Here is a 17444-nt window from a genome sequence, read left to right as displayed (position 1 = left end):
TTTTTCCTGTGGGTTTCAGAGTGAGCAGGACGCGCTGACAAACGCAGGCTGCTGCCATGTCGTCACGTCCGGCAGCAACTGGCCGATGGATCAGGGCCGCTATTCCCGGCGGATGCGCCGCGCCAGGCGGCTGCCCGCGCTCTGGATCAGCTGCACGATAACGATCAGCACCAGCGCGGTGAACAGCGTGGCAAAGGCGTCAAAACGCTGATACCCGTAGGTGATGGCCAGATCGCCAATCCCGCCGCCGCCGACGGTGCCGGCCATCGCCGTTGCGCCAAGCAGGCCGATGGTGGCGGTGGTCAGCGCCAGCGCCAGCGACGCCGCCGCTTCCGGCAGCATAAAGTGCCAGATGGTCTGCAGCACCGTGGCGCCCATCGCATCCGCCGCTTCGAGAATGCCGTCATCCACCTCCAGCAGCGAGTTCTCCACCAGCCGCGCAATATAGGGAGCGATAAACACCACCAGCGGCACGATCGCCCCGGCCGTCCCGATGGTGGTGCCGACCAGCATGCGGGTCACCGGCAGAATGGCGATCAGCAGAATAATAAACGGCAGCGAACGCACGACGTTAATCAGCGGGTTAAGCACCCGGTGAACGCTGCGCAAGGGGGCGATGCCGCCGGGGCGGCACACCACCAGCAGAATGCCCAGCGGCACCCCGAGCAGCGAACCCAGCCCCAGCGAGACGCCAATCATCAGCAGCGTATCGTGCAGCGCCAACAGAAACTGCTCGCCGGTTACGGCGGTATCAAAGAACTCAAACATGGCTGATTGTCACTCCTGAAGCGCGCAGATCCCCGGTTGCACGGGCGACGGCCTGCGCATCCCCGTCTATCTGCACGATCATAAAACCGAGCAGGGTCTGCTGCACGTCGGCCATACTGGCGAACAGGATATTCACCTCAATGGCGTGATCGCGGATAATGCGGTTAATCACCGGCTGCTGTGCGCTGGCTCCGGCAAACTCCAGCCGTAAGGCCGGCTTCTGCGGCGTCTGTTGCAGGTAGTCCAGCACCTGCTGCGGCAGACGATCGTGCAGCACCGACTGCACAAAACTGGCCGAAACCGGGTGCTGTGGCCGGGCAAACAGATCGAGGACCGATCCCTGCTCCACCACCCGCCCCTGCTGCATCACCGCCACTTTGTGGCACAGCGTCTGGATCACCGACATCTCATGGGTAATCAGCACGATGGTGATGCCGTAACGCTGGTTGATCTCGCGCAGCAGCAGCAGGATCTGCCGGGTGGTGTGCGGATCGAGCGCCGACGTGGCTTCGTCACACAGCAGCACCGACGGATTGGTGGCCAGCGCGCGGGCGATGCCCACCCGCTGTTTCTGCCCGCCGGAGAGTTCGTTGGGGTAGCTGTGCGCTTTATCACTCAGGCCGACAAACGCCAGCAGCTCCGTCACCCGCGCCGCAATGGTGGCCTTATCACGCCCCAGCAGGATCAGCGGCAGCGCGACATTGTGAAATACGGTGCGCGAATTCAGCAGATTAAAATTCTGGAAAATCATGCCGATCTCTTTTTTCACCGCCCGCAGCCGCTGCGCACTGATGCCGCCCAGCGATTCACCGTTAATCACTACTTCGCCACCGTCCGGCTGCTCCAGCCGGTTAATCAGCCGCAGCAGGGTACTTTTACCCGCGCCGCTGTAACCGACAATGCCGAAAATATCGCCTTTATCAACCTGCAGCGTCACCGCATCCAGCGCCTGGATGCGCCGGCCTTTGCGGGTAAAGGATTTACTCACCTTATTGAAGGCGATCATCGCCGCACTCATTTCAGATAATCGGGCAGCAGATACCCCTGATATTGTGGCGATGACTGAATATAGGATTTAAATTCCGCCGAGTGATAACCGGCAATAATATCCCTGGCAAACGCCGCCTGTTTATTTTTCCCGGCCACCGTCACCACATTAATAAAATTACTGCTGGCGTCTTCCAGCTTCAGCGCCGAGTTCAGCTTAATGCCGCTGGAGACGGCAAAATTACCCTGAATCAGGCCGTAGTCGACATCCGGCAGCGAACGCACCTGCTGGGCATTGTCGATCTCTTTCAGCACGATCTTATACGGGTTCTCACTGATATTACGCTGCGAGAAAGTGGCCGGGTCGCTGTCTGCGCTGAGTTTAATCCAGCCGAGGCTTTGCAGCACCAGCGCGGCACGGTACTCATTAGAGGCCTGATTCGGAACGGAAACGGTGGTGCCCGGCGCGGGCGGCGTGGCCAGAGTTTTCAGCTTACCGCCGTACAGCCCCATCGGAGGCGTCGGCACCTGCACGATGCCGGTATTGTCGATACCGAGACGCTCATTAACCGACTTCAGGTACACCGGGTGCTGCATAATGTTGGCATCAATGCTGCCCCGCGCCACCGCGTCGTTGACCTGAATACCGTCGCTGAAATCTTTATATTCTATCTTATACCCCTGCTTAATTAACCACGGGGCCACGCCTTTCTCAAACTGCTCTTTATACGGGCCGGGGTTAAAGCCGACACGGATCAGCTTACCCTCTGCCGCCTGTGCGATATTTACCCCGGCCATGCTGGTCAGCAGGGTCAGTACCGCCGCTGAAATAAGGTTCTTTTTCATTATGATTTTTCCGTTGTGTTTTAGCTATTTCGGATTAAACCACATCATTTTTCGGGTTGTAAGCGTCTGCGCCGGGTTTCATTTTGCTTTTTTATCACATCGATAATTGCCGCTGGCATATTCAGAAACCGGCAGCCGTTAGCGGATATTATTCTTAAGCGCGGCAGGCAATCGCTGCCCGGACGGCGCAGCGCTGTGAGATAGTAGATTAAAATAAACAGACAGAGAAACATCATGGCCGACTTTGCTGCCTCCCCGCTGGTTAACGCGCTGGAGGAGAATATTTTTAGCATCCTGGAAAAACTGGCCGCCGGTATCAGCAGCCCCACGCTGCCGCTGATTGACCTCTCCAGCGGCAGCCCGCGCCAGCCCACGCCGCCGGAAGTGGTCGACCGCCTGCAAAGCGCGGTGCTCGACGAAGCGAACCATCAGTATCCGTCGTTCTGGGGCAAGCCGCAGCTGCGCCAGGCCATCGCCCGTTTTTACCAGCGGCACTACGACGTGGAACTGGACCCGGACCATGAAGTGGCGGTGTTTCAGGGCTCGCATATCGGCGTCAGCGGCATTCCGCGCGCGCTGCTGCAACCGGGACAGTACCTGATCTCCACCGATCCCTGCTACCCGATCTACCGCTCGGCAGCGCTTCAGGCACAGGCGCAGTTTTACGGTATCCCGCTGGAAGCCGGGCGGCAGTTTCTGCCCGACTTCAGCGCGGTTCCGCAGGACGTTGCACGTCAGGCCGGACTGTTAGCGCTGAACTATCCGCACAACCCGACCGGGGCGATGGCCACTCCTGAGCTGTTTGATGACGCGCTGGCGTTTGCCGAACGCTATCAGCTGCCGGTGTTGCATGACTTCGCCTATGCGGCGATTGGCCGTGAACCGGCGGATGCCCCGGTCAGCCTGCTGACACGCCCCGGTGCCAGAGCGCGGGCGGTGGAAACCTATACCCTGTCGAAAACCTTTATGATGGCGGGCTGGCGGGTGGGCTTTGCGGTGGGGAACGCCTCGATCATCGCCGCCTTTAAAAAGCTGCACAGCCACAGCTACAGCACGGTATTTGGCGCGGTGCAGGATGCGGCGATCGCCGCGCTGGCGCTGCCTGCCTCACGTATTGCACAGGGGGTGGCGGTATACCACCAGCGCCGTCAGCGGGTGCTGGCGCGGCTGGCGGCGATCGGCTGGCCGGTACCGCCCGATCAGGGCAGCTTTTTCCTCTGGCTGCCGGTGCCCGCCGGCTTTCGCGCCCAACAGTTTACCGAGTGGCTGCTGCACAAGGCGCATATCCTGGTAGCGCCCGGCAGCGGCTTCGGCCCCGGCGGCGAAGGCTATATCCGCATCAGCCTGACCACCGACGATCGGGCGCTGGAAGAGGCGCTGACGCGTATTGCGCAGCTGAAATTGTTTGCTGGCTAAGCCGCCGGACCGACCTGTTAAATTCCTGGCGCATCTTCTCCCGGCATCAGGCACCGGATAAACCGGAAGCGAAGCGGTAACCCGACTGAAAGTTATACACAACTGCTGTCGTGATAAACCACAGGCTTTCGGCTGGCAATGTGCGAAAGATCGGTGGCAGGTTGCGGCCTGTTTTCAGGAGCCAGGCCCCCCCGGGCAGGATGCTTAAGAAGTGTTAATTCGGGTGTTAATAAAATCCCGGCGTAAGGCCGGGATTTTTAAGAGAACATGGAATTGCACAGGGCGTACGGGTAAAAATGCGGCGATCCGCAGATCGGCGGGCCGCCATGATAACAACGAAAGGATTAATGCAGGCTGACCTGCTCGCCGCCAGCCGGGGCAGTGGTCGGCCATTTGCGGAACGCCAGCACGGCGATGGTCAGCGCCATCACGCCAAACCCGGCACCGGCGTAGCCCACCGAATTCAGCGACAGGTTCATACTGACCGACTTGCCCAGCAGCGCGCCAAGCCCGATGCCGATATTAAAGATGCCGGAGAACATCGCCATACCGATATCGGTGGCCTGAGGTGCCAGCGTCAGTACCTTCAGCTGCATGCCCATGCCGATAATCATAAAGGACATGCCCCACAGCATGCTCAGCGCCACCAGCCCGTAAGCGCTGTGCGCCACCGTCATCATCGCGGTCAGGCACAGGGTCAGCATGGCAATCGCGGTAATCATCAGGCCGGAGAGGTGCTTATCCGCCAGACGGCTGAAGATAACGCTGCCGGCAATGCCCGCCAGGCCGAACAGCAGCAGCAGCAGGGTGGCAAAGTTGTGGCTCAGCCCGGCGATCTCCTGCACAAACGGCTCGATATAGGTGAAGGCGATAAAGTGCGCCGTTACCACCACCACCGCCAGCAGATAGAGGCTGAGCAGCGCCGGGTTGCGCAGCAGGCCCGGCAGGCTTTTCACCGAACCGCTCTGCTCCGAGGTCACTTTTGGCATAATCTTCACCAGCACCGCCAGCAGCAGCATCGCCGCCACGCCAATCGCCAGGAAAGTGAAGCGCCAGCCAAAGCTCTGACCGATGATGCGGCCGAGCGGCAGCCCCAGCACCGAGGCCAGCGCGGTAGCGGTCGCCAGCAGGCCGAGTGCCTGGGCGCGCTTGCCCGCCGGGGCCAGGCGGATTGCCAGCGAAGCGGTGATCGCCCAGAACAGCGCGTGGGCCAGCGCCACGCCGGCGCGGCTCACCAGCAGCACGTTAAAGTTCCACGCCACAAACGACAGCGCATGGCTGGCAGAAAACAGGACGAACAGGCAGAGCAGCAGCACCCGCCTGTCGACCTTACTGGTCATCAGCATCAGCGGCAGCGACATCAGGGCGACGATCCACGCATAGATGGTCATCATCACCCCGGCCTGGGCACTCTCCATGCCAAAGCTGGCGCCGATGTCTGACAGCAGACCGACCGGGATATATTCGGTGGTGTTGAAGATAAATGCCGCAACGGCCAGCGCCAGTACGCGCAGCCACGCGACTTTGCGTGACACGAGAGTAACGTCAGACATGATGGACTCCGCCAGAAAAAGAGGACAAGTAAACAGCGCGCTTATGATAGAGCCGCTGCCGCCCCGCCTTCAAGCGAAATGTGATCAACATCCCATTTTTTACACAAACTGCTTGCACTGATAAATACAGCTAATCCAGTTAATTAGAAACCTTTATCCCAAAAGGGATTGACGCCGTTATCACGCTGGAATCTCTGTACGAAATGCGTCACCAGCTTACGCTTTCAGACTGTTTGTATCAGATGCGGTGCATATCTCTCCTTGAAGTTGGTACGCGGCTTCGCTTAGCACGACGAACCACACAGTCACATCAAAATATCGCAGGCACCACCCAGCCTGGTTCATCGTCCTGCCTGCACACGCGGCTAAAAGAGAAACTTTGCCGACGTCATACAGAGTGCGGCCACGCCGAGAATGGTGGCGGTGATCCATTTTGTCTGTGCGCTGATCTCCCGGTGAAGCCCACTGACCTCACGGTGTAAATCCGATTTAGTTGCAAACTCTTCGCAGCGGGCAGTCAGTTTAGCCAGCTCCGTTTTGGTGGCAAACTCATCGCAGCGCGCGGTCAGCTTAGCCAGATCCGTTTTGGTGGCAAACTCATCGCAGCGCGCAACCAGCTTAGCCATATCCGTTTTGGTCGAAAATTCTTCCGAGCGGGTGACAAGCCGGGTCAGGTCGACTTTTATCTGGCCGACGTCGGTCTCCAGGTGTTCCACTCGTTTCTCAAGTCTTTCCAGCATAGTGCCTCCTTTATTTGCCACTCGCCTGGCGCCGGGCTGATACGACAACGCCCTGTCAGAAGCCACACAATTAACGCAATAATTCATCGCGTCATCCTGTATCAGAACATTCATCGCCAGACTCCTGTCATTGCTGAACCCGTCATTTTCCGGCCTGGGCAGACGGTAAATACCACCGCCGAATTCATTTTCATTAAACTATTCACGGCTTCCTCATGCTTTCTGCCCTGACATGCGTTGAGATTAACATGATGCAGGATTATCTTCGTTTATCTTTTGCACACGGCAGCGTAAAAAGCATCTAAAGCAAAAACACAACACCATGTTAACAATGAAAAAAACCTAAAAACCCTCTTATTTCTCGTCAGCGCCAGGGTTTATTTATAAAAACTGGAACAGAGCTCGCAAATATCACAGACATGGAGTGTGGCATTAACAAAACACCTAATTAATGAGGGAGGTTAAATAAACGAACAGTGAGGTTTACCTGATGGAGTACGTGAGTGGAATTCTGGTAACGACATTGTGTAACATGATTCAATAAATAACATCAGCTGCCGCACCGTTTTTTCGGTGTGCTGATCCTGCCAGATAATCGCGCTGTACAGCGGCAGGCGGCTTTGCACATCCCATGCCACCACACTCTCGCCCTGATGCGTCAGGCCAATGGCATCAAGCACTCCACAGTAGTTCAGACAGGTACGGATGTTGCGCAGGATCTCCAGCGGGTCGTGCTCCACCCAGCCCGGATGAGGGGTGAGCTGCTTGTAGGCGATGGCCGCCGGTGAGATCTGGCGCTGTTTTACATCCTGCTTATTTCAACCTGATCGTTTTTCGAGCAAAAAATGTTTTTTTAGAAATAGAAACAATTGCTAATAATAAAACAGCCATGTCTTACTTATTCGTTACACGCTTTCCGGTGTCAGCCGTTTGGCAATAACCTTTAAAACACTTCCCTTACAACACGTCCCCACTGCTTTTTAGGAATAATACTCAAACCCTGCTACGTTAAAATGATCTATAGTTCTCCTACCAACAGATAAAAAGGTGACACCATGAAAACCAAACTGATTATTCTTTCCGCACTGCTGGCTACTTCCAGCGCCTTTGCCGCGACGACTACCCACTCTTCTGATGCGGCAGTTGCTGAAGCGCACAAGGGTGCCGACACGGCCAAAGAGAAACTGCACCAGTCACAGAACGAAGGCAAAGAGCTGAAATTGAAAGCGGAACATGCTAAAGAAGGTAAAACTGGCACTACCGGCAGCAAAATTTCTGAAGGATCACAGAAAGCCTGGAATAATACCAAAGAAGGGACCGAAAAAGCCTGGGATAAAACCAAGCAGGGTTCTGAAGAACTAAAAAACAAAGTCACTAACTAATCGTTATCAGGTCTGGTTAGCGTTTAGAAATAACCCCGGCGTGCATTGCGCCGGGGTTATTTTTTTCGTCTGGTTCTGCAACGCTTTTATCCCCTTGTCGCATCCTGTTTCAGGTGCATTACATTCTCCATACTCTGTCATCTACCGGCGTCAGATTGCACCCTGGGAGACCCTCCGTCGCGATCTGAACAGGCAGGAGGAGCAGATTGTCGCCTGACGGCACTTGCCTGCCGCTCCGGTACCTGCTGACAGGCACTGCGCACCTGCGCCATATCTCTGCCGCCGCGGTGACGAGCCTGCCGCAATATCGCCGGGGCGGTTGAAAACCGCCCACCCGCCGTGTGCAACGCCACGCCGTTTATCCCTTGCGGCACCCCGTGCCCTGCCATTAGGATAGAAAGCCAAAAAATCTTTAAATCCGATAAAAGGACTCTGCATGGCGCTACGTCGCACGCTTGCCACCCCGCTGCTGTTCACCTTTGGCCTGTTCTCCGTTGCCGCACTCCCCGCCCACGCGGCCTCCTTCGACTGCCAGAAAGCCAGCGCCGGTATTGAGCAGGCGATTTGTGCCAGCAAAACGCTGAGTACGCAGGATGAACAGCTGGCAGAGCACTATCAGCAGCTGATGACGCTGTCACCGCAGACCGGCCGTGTGGCGCTTCGCAACGCCCAGCGCGACTGGCTGAAGCAGCGCAACGCCTGCAGCAGCGACGCCGCCGCGCTGACTGCCTGCCTGACGCAACAGCTGACATCCCGCGACGCCGTGCTGGTACAGCAGTTGCAGCAGGCCACGGATGCCACTGACGCCGCCGTGGCACTGATCCCGCGCGATCCGGCCGCAGCCGCGCGGCAACTGCGCCAGATGGGTGGCCTGCAGGCCGCTGCCTGGCGGGTCTATCTGCAGCAGTTCGAGCCAGCCAGCGGCATCAGCCATCAGGATGCGCAGCAGGCGCAGAAAGAGGCGGATGCGGCGCTGGCCAGCCAGGACAGTTTCGCCTGGTCGATCCTGCAGGATACGCGTAAAGATGCCAAATCCACGCCTGCAGACGCTGCCCTGCTGCTGCTGCGCATGAGCATCGAGCAGGATCCGTACCGTGAGACCGGCCCGGCCGGTAAACCACGCGCGGAGACCCACTGCTTCGTGTTCAGCCGCCAGGGCGATGCTGCGTACGAGGCGTTCGGCCCGCTGTACGGCTCCACCCGCGACGGCTTTGCGCCGATCTGTGCCCCGCAGGGTGGCCTGTTTGAGAAAGCGGCGTGGAAAGCGCTGGATACGCAGTTCGACGCGCCGGAACGGGCCGTTTCCTCCGGCGCAGGCACCATCCGCTTTGCCAGCTTCGCAGCCTGGCGCGTTCTTGCGCTGCGCGCCACGCTGACGCCGAAGGATTTCCTGAAAACGGACAATGACCAGCCAGCCGACGATGGCGCACAGCGCATTAAAGAGTGGACCGACGAGAAAGTGTGGCCGCAGACGCAGCGTCAGCAGGCGATTGCCGCCATCGAGCCGGCCGTTGCCGCCACCGTGAAGTGGCTGCAACAGGAACGCGGTTTCAGCGAAGCGGACGCGCAAACGGCGGGTAAGAATATCGTGCAGCAGTGGCTGACGGAGCACCTTGACTACCTGAGCGATAACAGCGACAGCGAGTAACAGATCGTCCGCCCCGGTGGGTCCGGGGCGGCGATACGCAGCGAACGCGCCCGTCACCGCCTGCCCGTTGGTTAAGCCGCTGCCTGTTGTCGTTACGCTGCCTGTTTATCCGGGGTTCGCCCTTTCTTCCCTTCCGGCGATCAGAAACCGCTCTCCCTTAATCCCAGCGCCGCCACCCGCCGCCAGACACTACTGAACAGCGATTCGGCGTGCCCGTTGATCAGCACCACGCCGCGCAGCGGTTGCTGTACCACCGCGCTGCCCGGCTCCGGCTCCATCTCAACGCTGTACCACGCCTGAACCGGGCGCGGGCGGCTCTGGTCGTCACGCCGTACCGCGATCGGGCCGCCGCGATCCGAGGCCAGCGTTTCGCGATCGAGGACGGATGCCCCGGTCGGGGCGATCGCCGTCAGCCGCACGCTGATGGCCGCCCGCCCCGCATCGTCGGCAATAAAGCGGCCGGTTTCACCCGTTGCCAGCCGGTTAAGCTGCTCTTCCGGCAGGTAACCGCGCAGCCGCGCGGTCTGCTGGCTGACCACCCGCAGAAGGGGCAGATCGGCCGCCAGCCAGCGTCCGGCAGTCAGGTCATTCGCCAGGTCGCGCACCTGGCCATCTGCCGTGGCGCGGATCTGCAGCCGCTGCTGCTGCGCGGCCAGCCCGCGATACTGCGCCAGCGACTCGGCCAGCTCCTGTTGCAGCACCAGTGCGTCGGCTACCGTGTCCTGGCGTGCCGCCTGGCGTTTCAGCTGCAGCTGCAGAATGGCGATATGCTGGCGGGCAATGGTCAGCTGCGCCTCCAGATCCGGCGAAGCCAGCTCCAGCAGCAGCTGCCCGGCCTGCACCGGCTGGTTGTTCTGCACGTGCAGCCGCAACAGTTGTGACGCTACCGGGGCGTACAGAGTGCTGACCTTCTCCGCTTCCAGCACCGCCGGCAGGGTCACCTGGCTTTTCCACGGTACAAACAGCACCAGCAGCAGCGCCGCGGTCACCAGCCCGCTGCGCAGCAGGTTGCCACGCTGGCTGAACTGGCGCTGCTGCCACCAGTGGCGCACCTCTTTTATCACCGGCAGGCCAATAAACCAGGCCACTTCAACCATCATCAGAAAGATCCCCAGCACCTTGAAAAAGTAGTGATAAACGGTCAGCGCAATGCCCATAAACAGGAAAAAACGCCACAGCCAGGAGGCGTAACCCCATGTCAGCAGGCGGCGTGACATGCGCGGCGACCAGCGCTCCGGCGGCTGCTCGCCGTAGCCAAACAGCCGCTCGCGCAGGTGCCAGCGGCACAGCGCAAAGGCGCGCCCCTGCAGGTTATCCACCCGCAGCAGGTCGCTGAGCATAAAGTAGCCGTCAAAGCGCATCAGCGGGTTGATATTGACCAGCACGGTGGTAACCCAGGTGGCGCTGGAGAGCAGAAACGCGGCGGTGTGCAGCGGGCCGTCCGGCAGCAGCGACCAGGCCAGCAGGGCGACCACCGCCAGCAGCAGCTCCGCCAGAATGCCTCCCGCGCCGATCAGCAGCCGCGTGCGGTGGCTCTGTACACGCCAGGCGTCGCTGACGTCGGTGTAGAACATCGGAAACATGACGATAAAGGCCACGCCCATACTGCGCACCCGGCAGCCGGCGCGTTTGGCCATATACGCATGGCCCAGCTCGTGAATAAATTTGGCGAACACCAGCGCCACCCCGAAGGTGGCGGCCCCGGTCAGGCTGAACAGCCAGGAGAAAGAGTGGGTGTAGCGCGGCCAGTCACGGCTGACCAGGAACAGCCCGCTGAGCAGCATCAGCGGCATCAGCCCGGCCAGCAGCCAGACACCGTGTCGCTGCAGCAACGGCCAGCTGCGGTTGAGAAAGCGGTCCGGCCGCCACAGCGGAATGCGGAAGAACAGGTACTGGTGCAGCGCCCGTTTCAGCAGGCTCTGTTTGCGCATCGCCGCTTTCATCGCGTAGCTGCCGCGCTGTTCGGCATCGCTGGCGGCGATCAGGTCGTGGCTGCGCAGAAAGCGCAGCAGCTCGTCGAGATCGTCCTGGCCCAGCGGCAGCCCGGCTTCGCGGTTGGCGGCCACCAGCACCCGATCGCTGTCGCCCAGCCGCCAGTGACGCAGCAGGCGCAGCGCGGTGACGTTGAGTTTGAAATACTGGCCGCTGAGGGCATCGGCCAGCGTCCACTGCGGCGCGCCGTCCAGCGCCGGGGCGGCCGGGGTCAGCTGCAGGTCGTCGCGCAGCGCCGGTAACAGGGCCATCGCTTACACTCCCAGCGTTTTACGCAGCGCCGCCAGCGGGCGACGGAACAGATAAACGCCCAGCGCCACCTTCTCACCGCTGACCCGCGCGGTGCCACGCAGGCCGATGCGCGGGGCACGATCGGTAAAGCGGGCGTCCAGCCGGTAGGCCAGCCCACCGCCGGGTGTCTGTGCAGCTTCATAGGCTACCCGTTCCAGCCGGGCATCGTAGCGCGTCAGCGGGTCGCTGTCCGGGAACAGCGCCACCGCCGCCTGCGCCGGGAATTCAATCGCATCCCCCACGTCGAGTTCAATTTTCAGCTCTGACTGCGCCGGATCGGCCAGTTCCATCAGCCGTTCACCGGTGCGCAGCGGTTTGCCGGTCATGCGGTCGGCATCAGCAAACACGGCAATGCCGTCGCGTTCGGCACGGACTTCACTGCGCTGTAGCAGATCCTGCGCGTAGGCCAGCTCGGCGCGCTTCTGCGCCACTGTGGCCGCCAGCAGATCAAGCCGTGATTTCGATTCGGCGTCCTGGAAGGCACGCTGGGAACCGGTATGCAGTTCAGCTTCGGCCACGCCAAGGGCGCGGGCGGCAACATCGGCCTGCGCTTTCTGCACGGTGTTGTCGAAGCGTACCAGCAGCTGGTCTTTCTTCACCGGCTGGTTGGGTTTAACCATAAATTCCGCGATTACGCCGTCCAGCGGCGCGGTGACCACCCGGCCGCCAAGCGGTACCACTTCCGCCGGGGCGAGCACCGTCTGGCGCACCGGGAACAGCAGGGCCAGCGCCGCCAGCACCACCGCGACGATCGCTTTCCGGCGTAAGCGCTGAGGTTGCCAGATTTTACGCGGCTCCAGCGCCAGCCAGGCGTGGCTCCAGGCCCCGGCCAGCTGTTCGCCCAGCAGGCATTCGGCCGGTTGCCAGGGGCGATCGCGTGCCAGCCAGACGCCGCCGAACACGCCACCGTCGCGCCCTTTCAGCGGCAGCCACAGCGCTTCCGCCGCCGACAGCGCCTGCCAGTCGTCACGGCTGGCCGCGTCCAGCCACTCTGCGCTGACCACGCCCGCCGCAGCGTGATGGTCGCCCTGCTGCAACTGTAATGCCGCCCGTTCGATAAAGGCGATAAACGGCGCGTGCGGGTCCGGTACCGATACCCCGGTCACCGCCCGCACCCGGCCGCCGATCAGCAGCGCCACATGACGAAATTCAAACAGGCCAAGGCCGTCGTTCACGATGCTGTAAGCGAGGGCTTCACTGCTGGCCGCCGCCCGGGCCTGATTCTCCAGCTGCAGGAAGGTGGCAAACGCGCGTTCGCCGGCGCTCTGCTGTGGCGCGGTCACGGCGCCACCGCGAACTGCGCGCTGCCGCTCATGCCCGAGAGCAGGCCGTCAGCGTTACCGACCACTTTGCCGGTCAGGCCCAGCGTCTGGCTGCTTTCATCGATGCGTGCGCCGGGGCGCAGCACTTCTGCCGCCAGCGGCGTGCCGGTTTCATCCGGGGTAAAGGTAAACTTCTGCCCCGGTTTCAGCTGCGCCAGCCAGCGCGAAGGCACCAGCAGGTGGATCTCCAGGTGACGGTTGTCAACGATCTCCAGCAGCGGCATGCCCTGGCCGATAAACTCGGACACCTGCGCCTTGCGCGTCACCACCTGCCCGGCGAAGGGGGCGATCACTTTGCAGTGGCTGGTCTGGATCTGATAGACCTGGCTTTCCGCGGCGGCCTGCGCCACTTTCGCCTCCGCCAGCGCCACCGCGTTGCGGCCGACCGACTTCAGGTCGGCCAGCTGGCGGTTCTGGCTCAGCTCCTGCTGTGCGGCGCGCATCGCCGCCTGTGACGCCGCCAGCTGCGCCTGATAGACGGCGCAGTCGAAGCGCACCAGCAGGTCGCCCTTCTGGAACGCCTGACCTTCGCGGAACGGCATCTCGACGATGCGGGCGTTCAGCTCGCTGGAGAGTGTGGCCTGATCGACGGCGCGCAGCACGCCGCGCGCCTGTTTACCGGCATCCGCCGTGGCCGCCGGTGCCGTTGTCTGCAACGGGTCGGCCAGCGGGTCCGGCGCTGTCTCTGCCGCCGGCAGCGGCGAGGCCGCTGCCAGCAGTGCCGCCATCATCCAGCGGGCGGCACGATTATTTGCTCTGTTCACGGGGAATTCCTGCTTAGCGTGCAATGTTACCGGCATCCCAGCGTTTTTCCGTCTGCGCCAGCGCGCGCTCTACCGAAGCCAGATCGGTCAGCTGCTGGCCGCCTGCCAGCGGGTCAAGACCCACGGTTACGAAGATCTGACCGTAAGCGTTGCGCAGCTCGGCGTAGGCAAGATCGTTACGCAGCGAGGTATTGACCGCGTTCAGTTCGCCCTGGATCAGCTGCAGTTCACCAATGCTGCCCGCCTGGAAGCGGTTGTTCAGCTGGGTGAGGATGTCGGCATCCAGCTGCTGCAGCTCTTTGCCGGTGTGGTACTGACGCTGCGCCTCGTTAAAGTTGGCGCGCGCCACGTACAGCTGCGCGAGGATCGCCATCGACATCGCCTGACGGCGCACTTCAGAGACGTCCTCACCGGCTTTCGCCACTTTATACGCCTGCGGGCCGCTGAACAGGTTAAACAGGTTCCAGGTCACTTTCGCCCCGGCGTCCACCCAGTGCTGATTGACCAGGAACGAGTTGCTGTCGTAGTTGCCGCCCACGGACAGCTCAATGCCCGGCAGCATGCGCAGCAGCGATTTACGCGTTTCCGCCGCGCTGATGCGCACCTGGTAATCCTGTTCGCGCAGCTCCGGGCGGTTAACCAGCGCCGCGTTTTCCAGTTCGGCGAACGGCACCTTCAGCGCCGGTTCCACCAGCTGCCCTTCCGCCGGCAGCGCCAGCTTATAGTCGCTGCCCAGCGGCAGGTTCATCAGCGTGGCCAGTTCGGTTTTCGCCAGCGACAGCGCGCGGCGCTGCTCTTCCAGCTGACGGGTGGCATCCAGCAGCGCACGCTGGTAGCTGTAGGCTTCGACGATATCGCCCACTTTGCGCACCGACTGGGTGCGGCTGTTTTCACGCGCCATATTGACCCGCTCAATTAGCGCATCGATGCGGCCCAGCAGGCGCTCGGCCGCCACCGCACGCCAGTACGCGGACTGCACGTCCTGCACGATGGTATGGGTGACCTTACGGCGGCGCTCTTCGGCGATCCAGCGTTTATCCGACTGCTGATGCGCGGTAACGTAGCTGACGCCGAAGTCGAGGATGTTCCACACCATGGTCAGATCGCCAACTGAACGGGTCTGATCCTGCGAGGTGGACGGCTCCAGCGACTGGTTACCGGACAGCACGCTGCGGCTGCTGGAAGCGCTGATATTGTCACGGGTGGTGTAACCGGCCTGCGCCGCCATTTTCGGCAGCATATCAAAGCGCGACAGATCGACCTGCTGCTGTGCCAGCGCGCTCTCCATCACCTTCAGGCGCGATTCAAGGTTGTATTTCAGCGCCCGCGCGGTGGCGTCATTCAGGGTGATCGGCGCGGTGACCGGCTCCTGGTTGCTGAACATGGTCTTCAGATCGGCAGCCGCGCGCTGGCGGCTTTGATCTTTGTTGATCTGCTGGGTAGAGACGGCACAGCCGCTGACGATTAAGGCCAGCAGGGTCACACTGAAAACTTTTGCGCACTTATGCATATTCTTTTTTCACCCTTAATGGTGGTTTAGTTGTACGTGGTTCACCGATGCCCTGATTAAGCCTGCGGTGTGATGTCTCGTAATGCGCTTTCCAGCGCGGCGATCTGTTCTGTCCGTTCCGCTTCCGGCTGGCTCAGCTGCTGGCTGAACAGCGGCGTACCAAATACCGAGGTTGGCTGTACGGTCTGGTTAATAGTGTTGTCACTGACCTGCTGCCAGCTGCTGCCGGAGAACACTTCCAGTCCGGTGGCGCCCGGCAGCGACGGGATAGCGAACTGGGCGGCAAGGCTGGAGCGGCCACTCATATCGCCGTTGACGTCGCTGCCGTGGCTGCGGCCGTCCACAGGCTGATAGTGGTTAACACCGTTCTGGCTGAACACGCCTGCCAGGGTTGAGGATCCGCTGCCGTCACCGCCCTGCTGGCCGCTGCTGAACGCCGCCGTAATCGATGGTGCATCGCCTGCCGGGGTGCCCTGCGGAGTAAACAGCGAGCCGCTCTCCTGCGGGCTGCCGTCACCCTGCGCCAGGCCGAGCAGGGTCAGCTGTTCGCGGGAATAGCTGGCGTTTTGCCCGCTGTCCACCGCGCTGTGACGCTGCTCGCTGCGGAACTGCGGATCGCCGTTGAGGAAGTCGGCGGTACGCAGGGTAAAGCTGCTGCTGACCGATTCACCGAAGTGGTCGGTGGCGGTGATGCGCACGGTGATACTGCCCGCCAGCGTTGGCGTGCCGCTCAGCGTGCGGGTGGCCGGGTCGAAGCTCAGCCAGCCGGGCAGAGCCGAGCCATCGGCCAGCGTGGCGCTGTAGCTCAGCGCGTCTGCGCTGTCCGCATCGCTGAACGCACCGGCCGGCAGCGTCAGGCTGAACGGCTGCTGCTGGGTGGCCAGCGCATCGTTCAGCCCGCGGGTTTGCGGGGTGCTGTTGCTGTACGAAGCGTTGCTGATATCGCTGCCGACGCCGTTACCTGCGGCATCCGTCGCCAGTGATGCGCTGGCGTTATAGCGCAGCTGCAGCGTGCCGTTGCCGGTGACGTTGGTCAGCTGGATCTGCCAGTGCGTGGCATCAATAGCGGTAACCGAAGTCAGTGTGGCGTTCAGCGAACCCGTGGTCAGCAGGCTGAAATCGGCCACGCTGAGACCGCTGACCCCTTCCGACATTTCCAGCTGATAGCTCAGCGTCTGCGCTTCGCCACCGGCGTTCAGCGTCAGGCTGACCGGCTGCGGATGCTGCGTGTCGATGGTGAAGTTGCCGGACGACACCAGGCCCTGTCCGGTATTGCCTGCGGCATCGCGCACCCAGGTCTGGTTGAGCACCAGCTGGTTAGTCGCATCGGTCACGTCGGCGTTCGGCGTGTAGGTGCCGGTCCATGTGATTCCACCGTCGGTGGTAATCAGCTCGGACAGGGTGCCGTTTGGCGCGGTCAGCGCTTCGCGGGTCAGGCCGGAGACGGCTTCGCTGAAGGTGATGGTCACGGTGGATGTCTCACCCNACCCGCACGCAGCGCGGTATCGCTCAGCTGGATGGTGGCGGTTGGCAGCTGCGTGTCGATGGCGAAGTTGTCCGAGGACACCAGGCCCTGGCCGATATTGCCTGCGGCATCACGAACGTACGTCTGGTTCAGGACGATCAGGTTAGTCGCGTCGGTCACGTCGGCGTTCGGCGTGTAGGTGCCGGTCCAGGTCACGCCGCCGTCTGTGGTGATCAGCTCGGACAGGGTGCCGTTTGGCGCGGTCAGCGCTTCGCGGGTCAGGCCGGAGACGGCTTCGCTGAAGGTGATGGTCACGGTGGATGTCTCACCCGCCTTCAGCGCCGTATCGCTCAGCNGGCGCGGTCAGCGCTTCGCGGGTCAGGCCGGAGACGGCTTCGCTGAAGGTGATGGTCACGGTGGATGTCTCACCCGCCTTCAGCGCCGTATCGCTCAGCTGGATKGTGGCGGTTGGCAGCTKCGTGTCGATGGCGAAGTTGTCCGAGGACACCAGGCCCTGGCCGRTATTGCCTGCCGCGTCACGAACCCAGGTCTGGTTCAGCACCAGCTGGTTAGTCGCGTCKGTCACGTCAGCGTTCGGCGTGTAGGTGCCGGTCCAGGTWATACCRCCGTCGGTGGWGATCAGCTCGGACAGGGTGCCGTTCGGCGCGGTCAGCGCTTCGCGGGTCAGGCCGGAGACGGCTTCGCTGAAGGTGATGGTCACGGTGGATGTCTCACCCGCCTTCAGCGCCGTATCGCTCAG

15 protein-coding genes and 1 pseudogene are annotated in these 17444 nt (G+C 61.5%); 3 read left to right on the top strand and 13 right to left on the bottom strand.

Features of this window, described 5'->3' with window-relative positions:
- Nucleotides 1-99 precede the first annotated feature (99 nt).
- Genes ASF13_RS07565 through ASF13_RS07555 form a run of 3 tightly spaced genes read right to left on the bottom strand, consistent with a single transcriptional unit; the run spans nt 100 to nt 2553 of the window.
- Entirely contained in the window at nt 100-768 is a 669-nt protein-coding gene (locus ASF13_RS07565; RefSeq protein ID WP_056234336.1) for a methionine ABC transporter permease, read from the bottom strand.
- Nucleotides 761-1774 carry a methionine ABC transporter ATP-binding protein gene (locus tag ASF13_RS07560; protein ID WP_056234643.1) on the bottom strand — a complete coding sequence of 338 codons (1014 nt, stop codon included), beginning with the start codon at nt 1772-1774 and terminating at the stop codon, nt 761-763. Before ASF13_RS07560 ends, ASF13_RS07565 begins: the two co-directional genes overlap by 8 nt.
- An 8-nt stretch (nt 1775-1782) precedes the next feature.
- Entirely contained in the window at nt 1783-2553 is a 771-nt protein-coding gene (locus ASF13_RS07555) for a MetQ/NlpA family ABC transporter substrate-binding protein (protein ID WP_101506534.1), read from the bottom strand.
- 282 nt (nt 2554-2835) lie between these two features.
- Here ASF13_RS07555 and ASF13_RS07550 point away from each other — a divergent pair, with 282 nt between their 5' ends.
- Nucleotides 2836-4017, top strand: a complete 1182-nt coding sequence (locus tag ASF13_RS07550) for an aminotransferase class I/II-fold pyridoxal phosphate-dependent enzyme (RefSeq protein ID WP_056234331.1) — start codon at nt 2836-2838, stop codon at nt 4015-4017.
- A 344-nt stretch (nt 4018-4361) separates the two neighbouring features.
- Here the strand turns inward: ASF13_RS07550 and ASF13_RS07545 are convergent, their stop codons facing one another.
- The 3 genes from ASF13_RS07545 to ASF13_RS07535 form a co-directional block, all read right to left on the bottom strand.
- Nucleotides 4362-5570, bottom strand: a complete 1209-nt coding sequence (locus ASF13_RS07545) for a sugar transporter (RefSeq protein WP_056234328.1) — start codon at nt 5568-5570, stop codon at nt 4362-4364.
- Between the two features lie 365 nt (nt 5571-5935).
- Nucleotides 5936-6310, bottom strand: coding sequence for a hypothetical protein (locus tag ASF13_RS07540; RefSeq protein ID WP_056234325.1), 375 nt, complete (start codon nt 6308-6310; stop codon nt 5936-5938).
- 461 nt (nt 6311-6771) lie between these two features.
- Nucleotides 6772-7101 (bottom strand): FGGY family carbohydrate kinase, encoded by a 330-nt coding sequence (locus tag ASF13_RS07535; protein ID WP_082502313.1) that lies wholly within the window; start codon nt 7099-7101, stop codon nt 6772-6774.
- A 264-nt stretch (nt 7102-7365) separates the two neighbouring features.
- On the opposite strand from ASF13_RS07535, the gene ASF13_RS07530 reads away from it, so the two are divergent.
- Entirely contained in the window at nt 7366-7692 is a 327-nt protein-coding gene (locus ASF13_RS07530; RefSeq protein ID WP_056234318.1) for a hypothetical protein, read from the top strand.
- A 436-nt stretch (nt 7693-8128) separates the two neighbouring features.
- Nucleotides 8129-9340, top strand: coding sequence for a lysozyme inhibitor LprI family protein (locus ASF13_RS07525; protein WP_072166326.1), 1212 nt, complete (start codon nt 8129-8131; stop codon nt 9338-9340).
- A 140-nt stretch (nt 9341-9480) separates the two neighbouring features.
- On the opposite strand, the gene ASF13_RS07520 is transcribed toward ASF13_RS07525, so the two are convergent.
- From ASF13_RS07520 to ASF13_RS25295, 7 genes and pseudogenes are all read right to left on the bottom strand, one after another.
- On the bottom strand, nt 9481-11583 hold the full coding sequence (locus ASF13_RS07520; protein ID WP_200929777.1) for an HlyD family efflux transporter periplasmic adaptor subunit: 2103 nt from the start codon (nt 11581-11583) through the stop codon (nt 9481-9483).
- A 3-nt stretch (nt 11584-11586) separates the two neighbouring features.
- The gene (locus ASF13_RS07515; protein ID WP_056234316.1) at nt 11587-12906 is read right to left on the bottom strand and encodes an efflux RND transporter periplasmic adaptor subunit; all 1320 of its coding nucleotides are present in this window, start codon (nt 12904-12906) and stop codon (nt 11587-11589) included.
- On the bottom strand, nt 12903-13709 hold the full coding sequence (locus ASF13_RS07510; protein ID WP_233209013.1) for an efflux RND transporter periplasmic adaptor subunit: 807 nt from the start codon (nt 13707-13709) through the stop codon (nt 12903-12905). The genes ASF13_RS07515 and ASF13_RS07510 overlap by 4 nt, the downstream gene beginning before the upstream one ends.
- A gap of 13 nt (nt 13710-13722) precedes the next feature.
- Nucleotides 13723-15219, bottom strand: a complete 1497-nt coding sequence (locus tag ASF13_RS07505) for a TolC family protein (RefSeq protein ID WP_056234314.1) — start codon at nt 15217-15219, stop codon at nt 13723-13725.
- Between the two features lie 56 nt (nt 15220-15275).
- Nucleotides 15276-16704, bottom strand: a pseudogene (locus ASF13_RS25305) (Ig-like domain-containing protein); the annotation flags it as partial.
- Nucleotide 16705: 1 nt separating this feature from the next.
- Nucleotides 16706-17038 (bottom strand): Ig-like domain-containing protein (locus ASF13_RS25300; RefSeq protein ID WP_369814367.1); only part of this gene is annotated, 333 nt, incomplete at its 3' end.
- Between the two features lie 2 nt (nt 17039-17040).
- Nucleotides 17041-17429, bottom strand: a 389-nt coding sequence (locus tag ASF13_RS25295) for an Ig-like domain-containing protein (protein WP_369814368.1), incomplete at its 3' end; no start/stop codon positions are given.
- Nucleotides 17430-17444: the final 15 nt, after the last annotated feature.

It is taken from the genome of Erwinia sp. Leaf53, from assembly GCF_001422605.1.
Lineage (GTDB): Bacteria > Pseudomonadota > Gammaproteobacteria > Enterobacterales > Enterobacteriaceae > Erwinia.
This window is presented reverse-complemented; position numbering and strand designations above follow the sequence as displayed.

What these genes read in the sequence shown, in the direction of transcription:
- ASF13_RS07565 (WP_056234336.1), bottom strand. Translation starts at nt 768, where the DNA reads ATGTTTGAGTTCTTTGATACCGCCGTAACCGGCGAGCAGTTTCTGTTG.
- ASF13_RS07530 (WP_056234318.1), top strand. Translation starts at nt 7,366, where the DNA reads ATGAAAACCAAACTGATTATTCTTTCCGCACTGCTGGCTACTTCCAGC.
- ASF13_RS07550 (WP_056234331.1), top strand. Translation starts at nt 2,836, where the DNA reads ATGGCCGACTTTGCTGCCTCCCCGCTGGTTAACGCGCTGGAGGAGAAT.
- ASF13_RS07540 (WP_056234325.1), bottom strand. Translation starts at nt 6,310, where the DNA reads ATGCTGGAAAGACTTGAGAAACGAGTGGAACACCTGGAGACCGACGTC.
- ASF13_RS07505 (WP_056234314.1), bottom strand. Translation starts at nt 15,219, where the DNA reads ATGCATAAGTGCGCAAAAGTTTTCAGTGTGACCCTGCTGGCCTTAATC.
- ASF13_RS07555 (WP_101506534.1), bottom strand. Translation starts at nt 2,553, where the DNA reads ATGGCCGGGGTAAATATCGCACAGGCGGCAGAGGGTAAGCTGATCCGT.
- ASF13_RS07520 (WP_200929777.1), bottom strand. Translation starts at nt 11,583, where the DNA reads ATGGCCCTGTTACCGGCGCTGCGCGACGACCTGCAGCTGACCCCGGCC.
- ASF13_RS07560 (WP_056234643.1), bottom strand. Translation starts at nt 1,774, where the DNA reads ATGATCGCCTTCAATAAGGTGAGTAAATCCTTTACCCGCAAAGGCCGG.
- ASF13_RS07545 (WP_056234328.1), bottom strand. Translation starts at nt 5,570, where the DNA reads ATGTCTGACGTTACTCTCGTGTCACGCAAAGTCGCGTGGCTGCGCGTA.
- ASF13_RS07525 (WP_072166326.1), top strand. Translation starts at nt 8,129, where the DNA reads ATGGCGCTACGTCGCACGCTTGCCACCCCGCTGCTGTTCACCTTTGGC.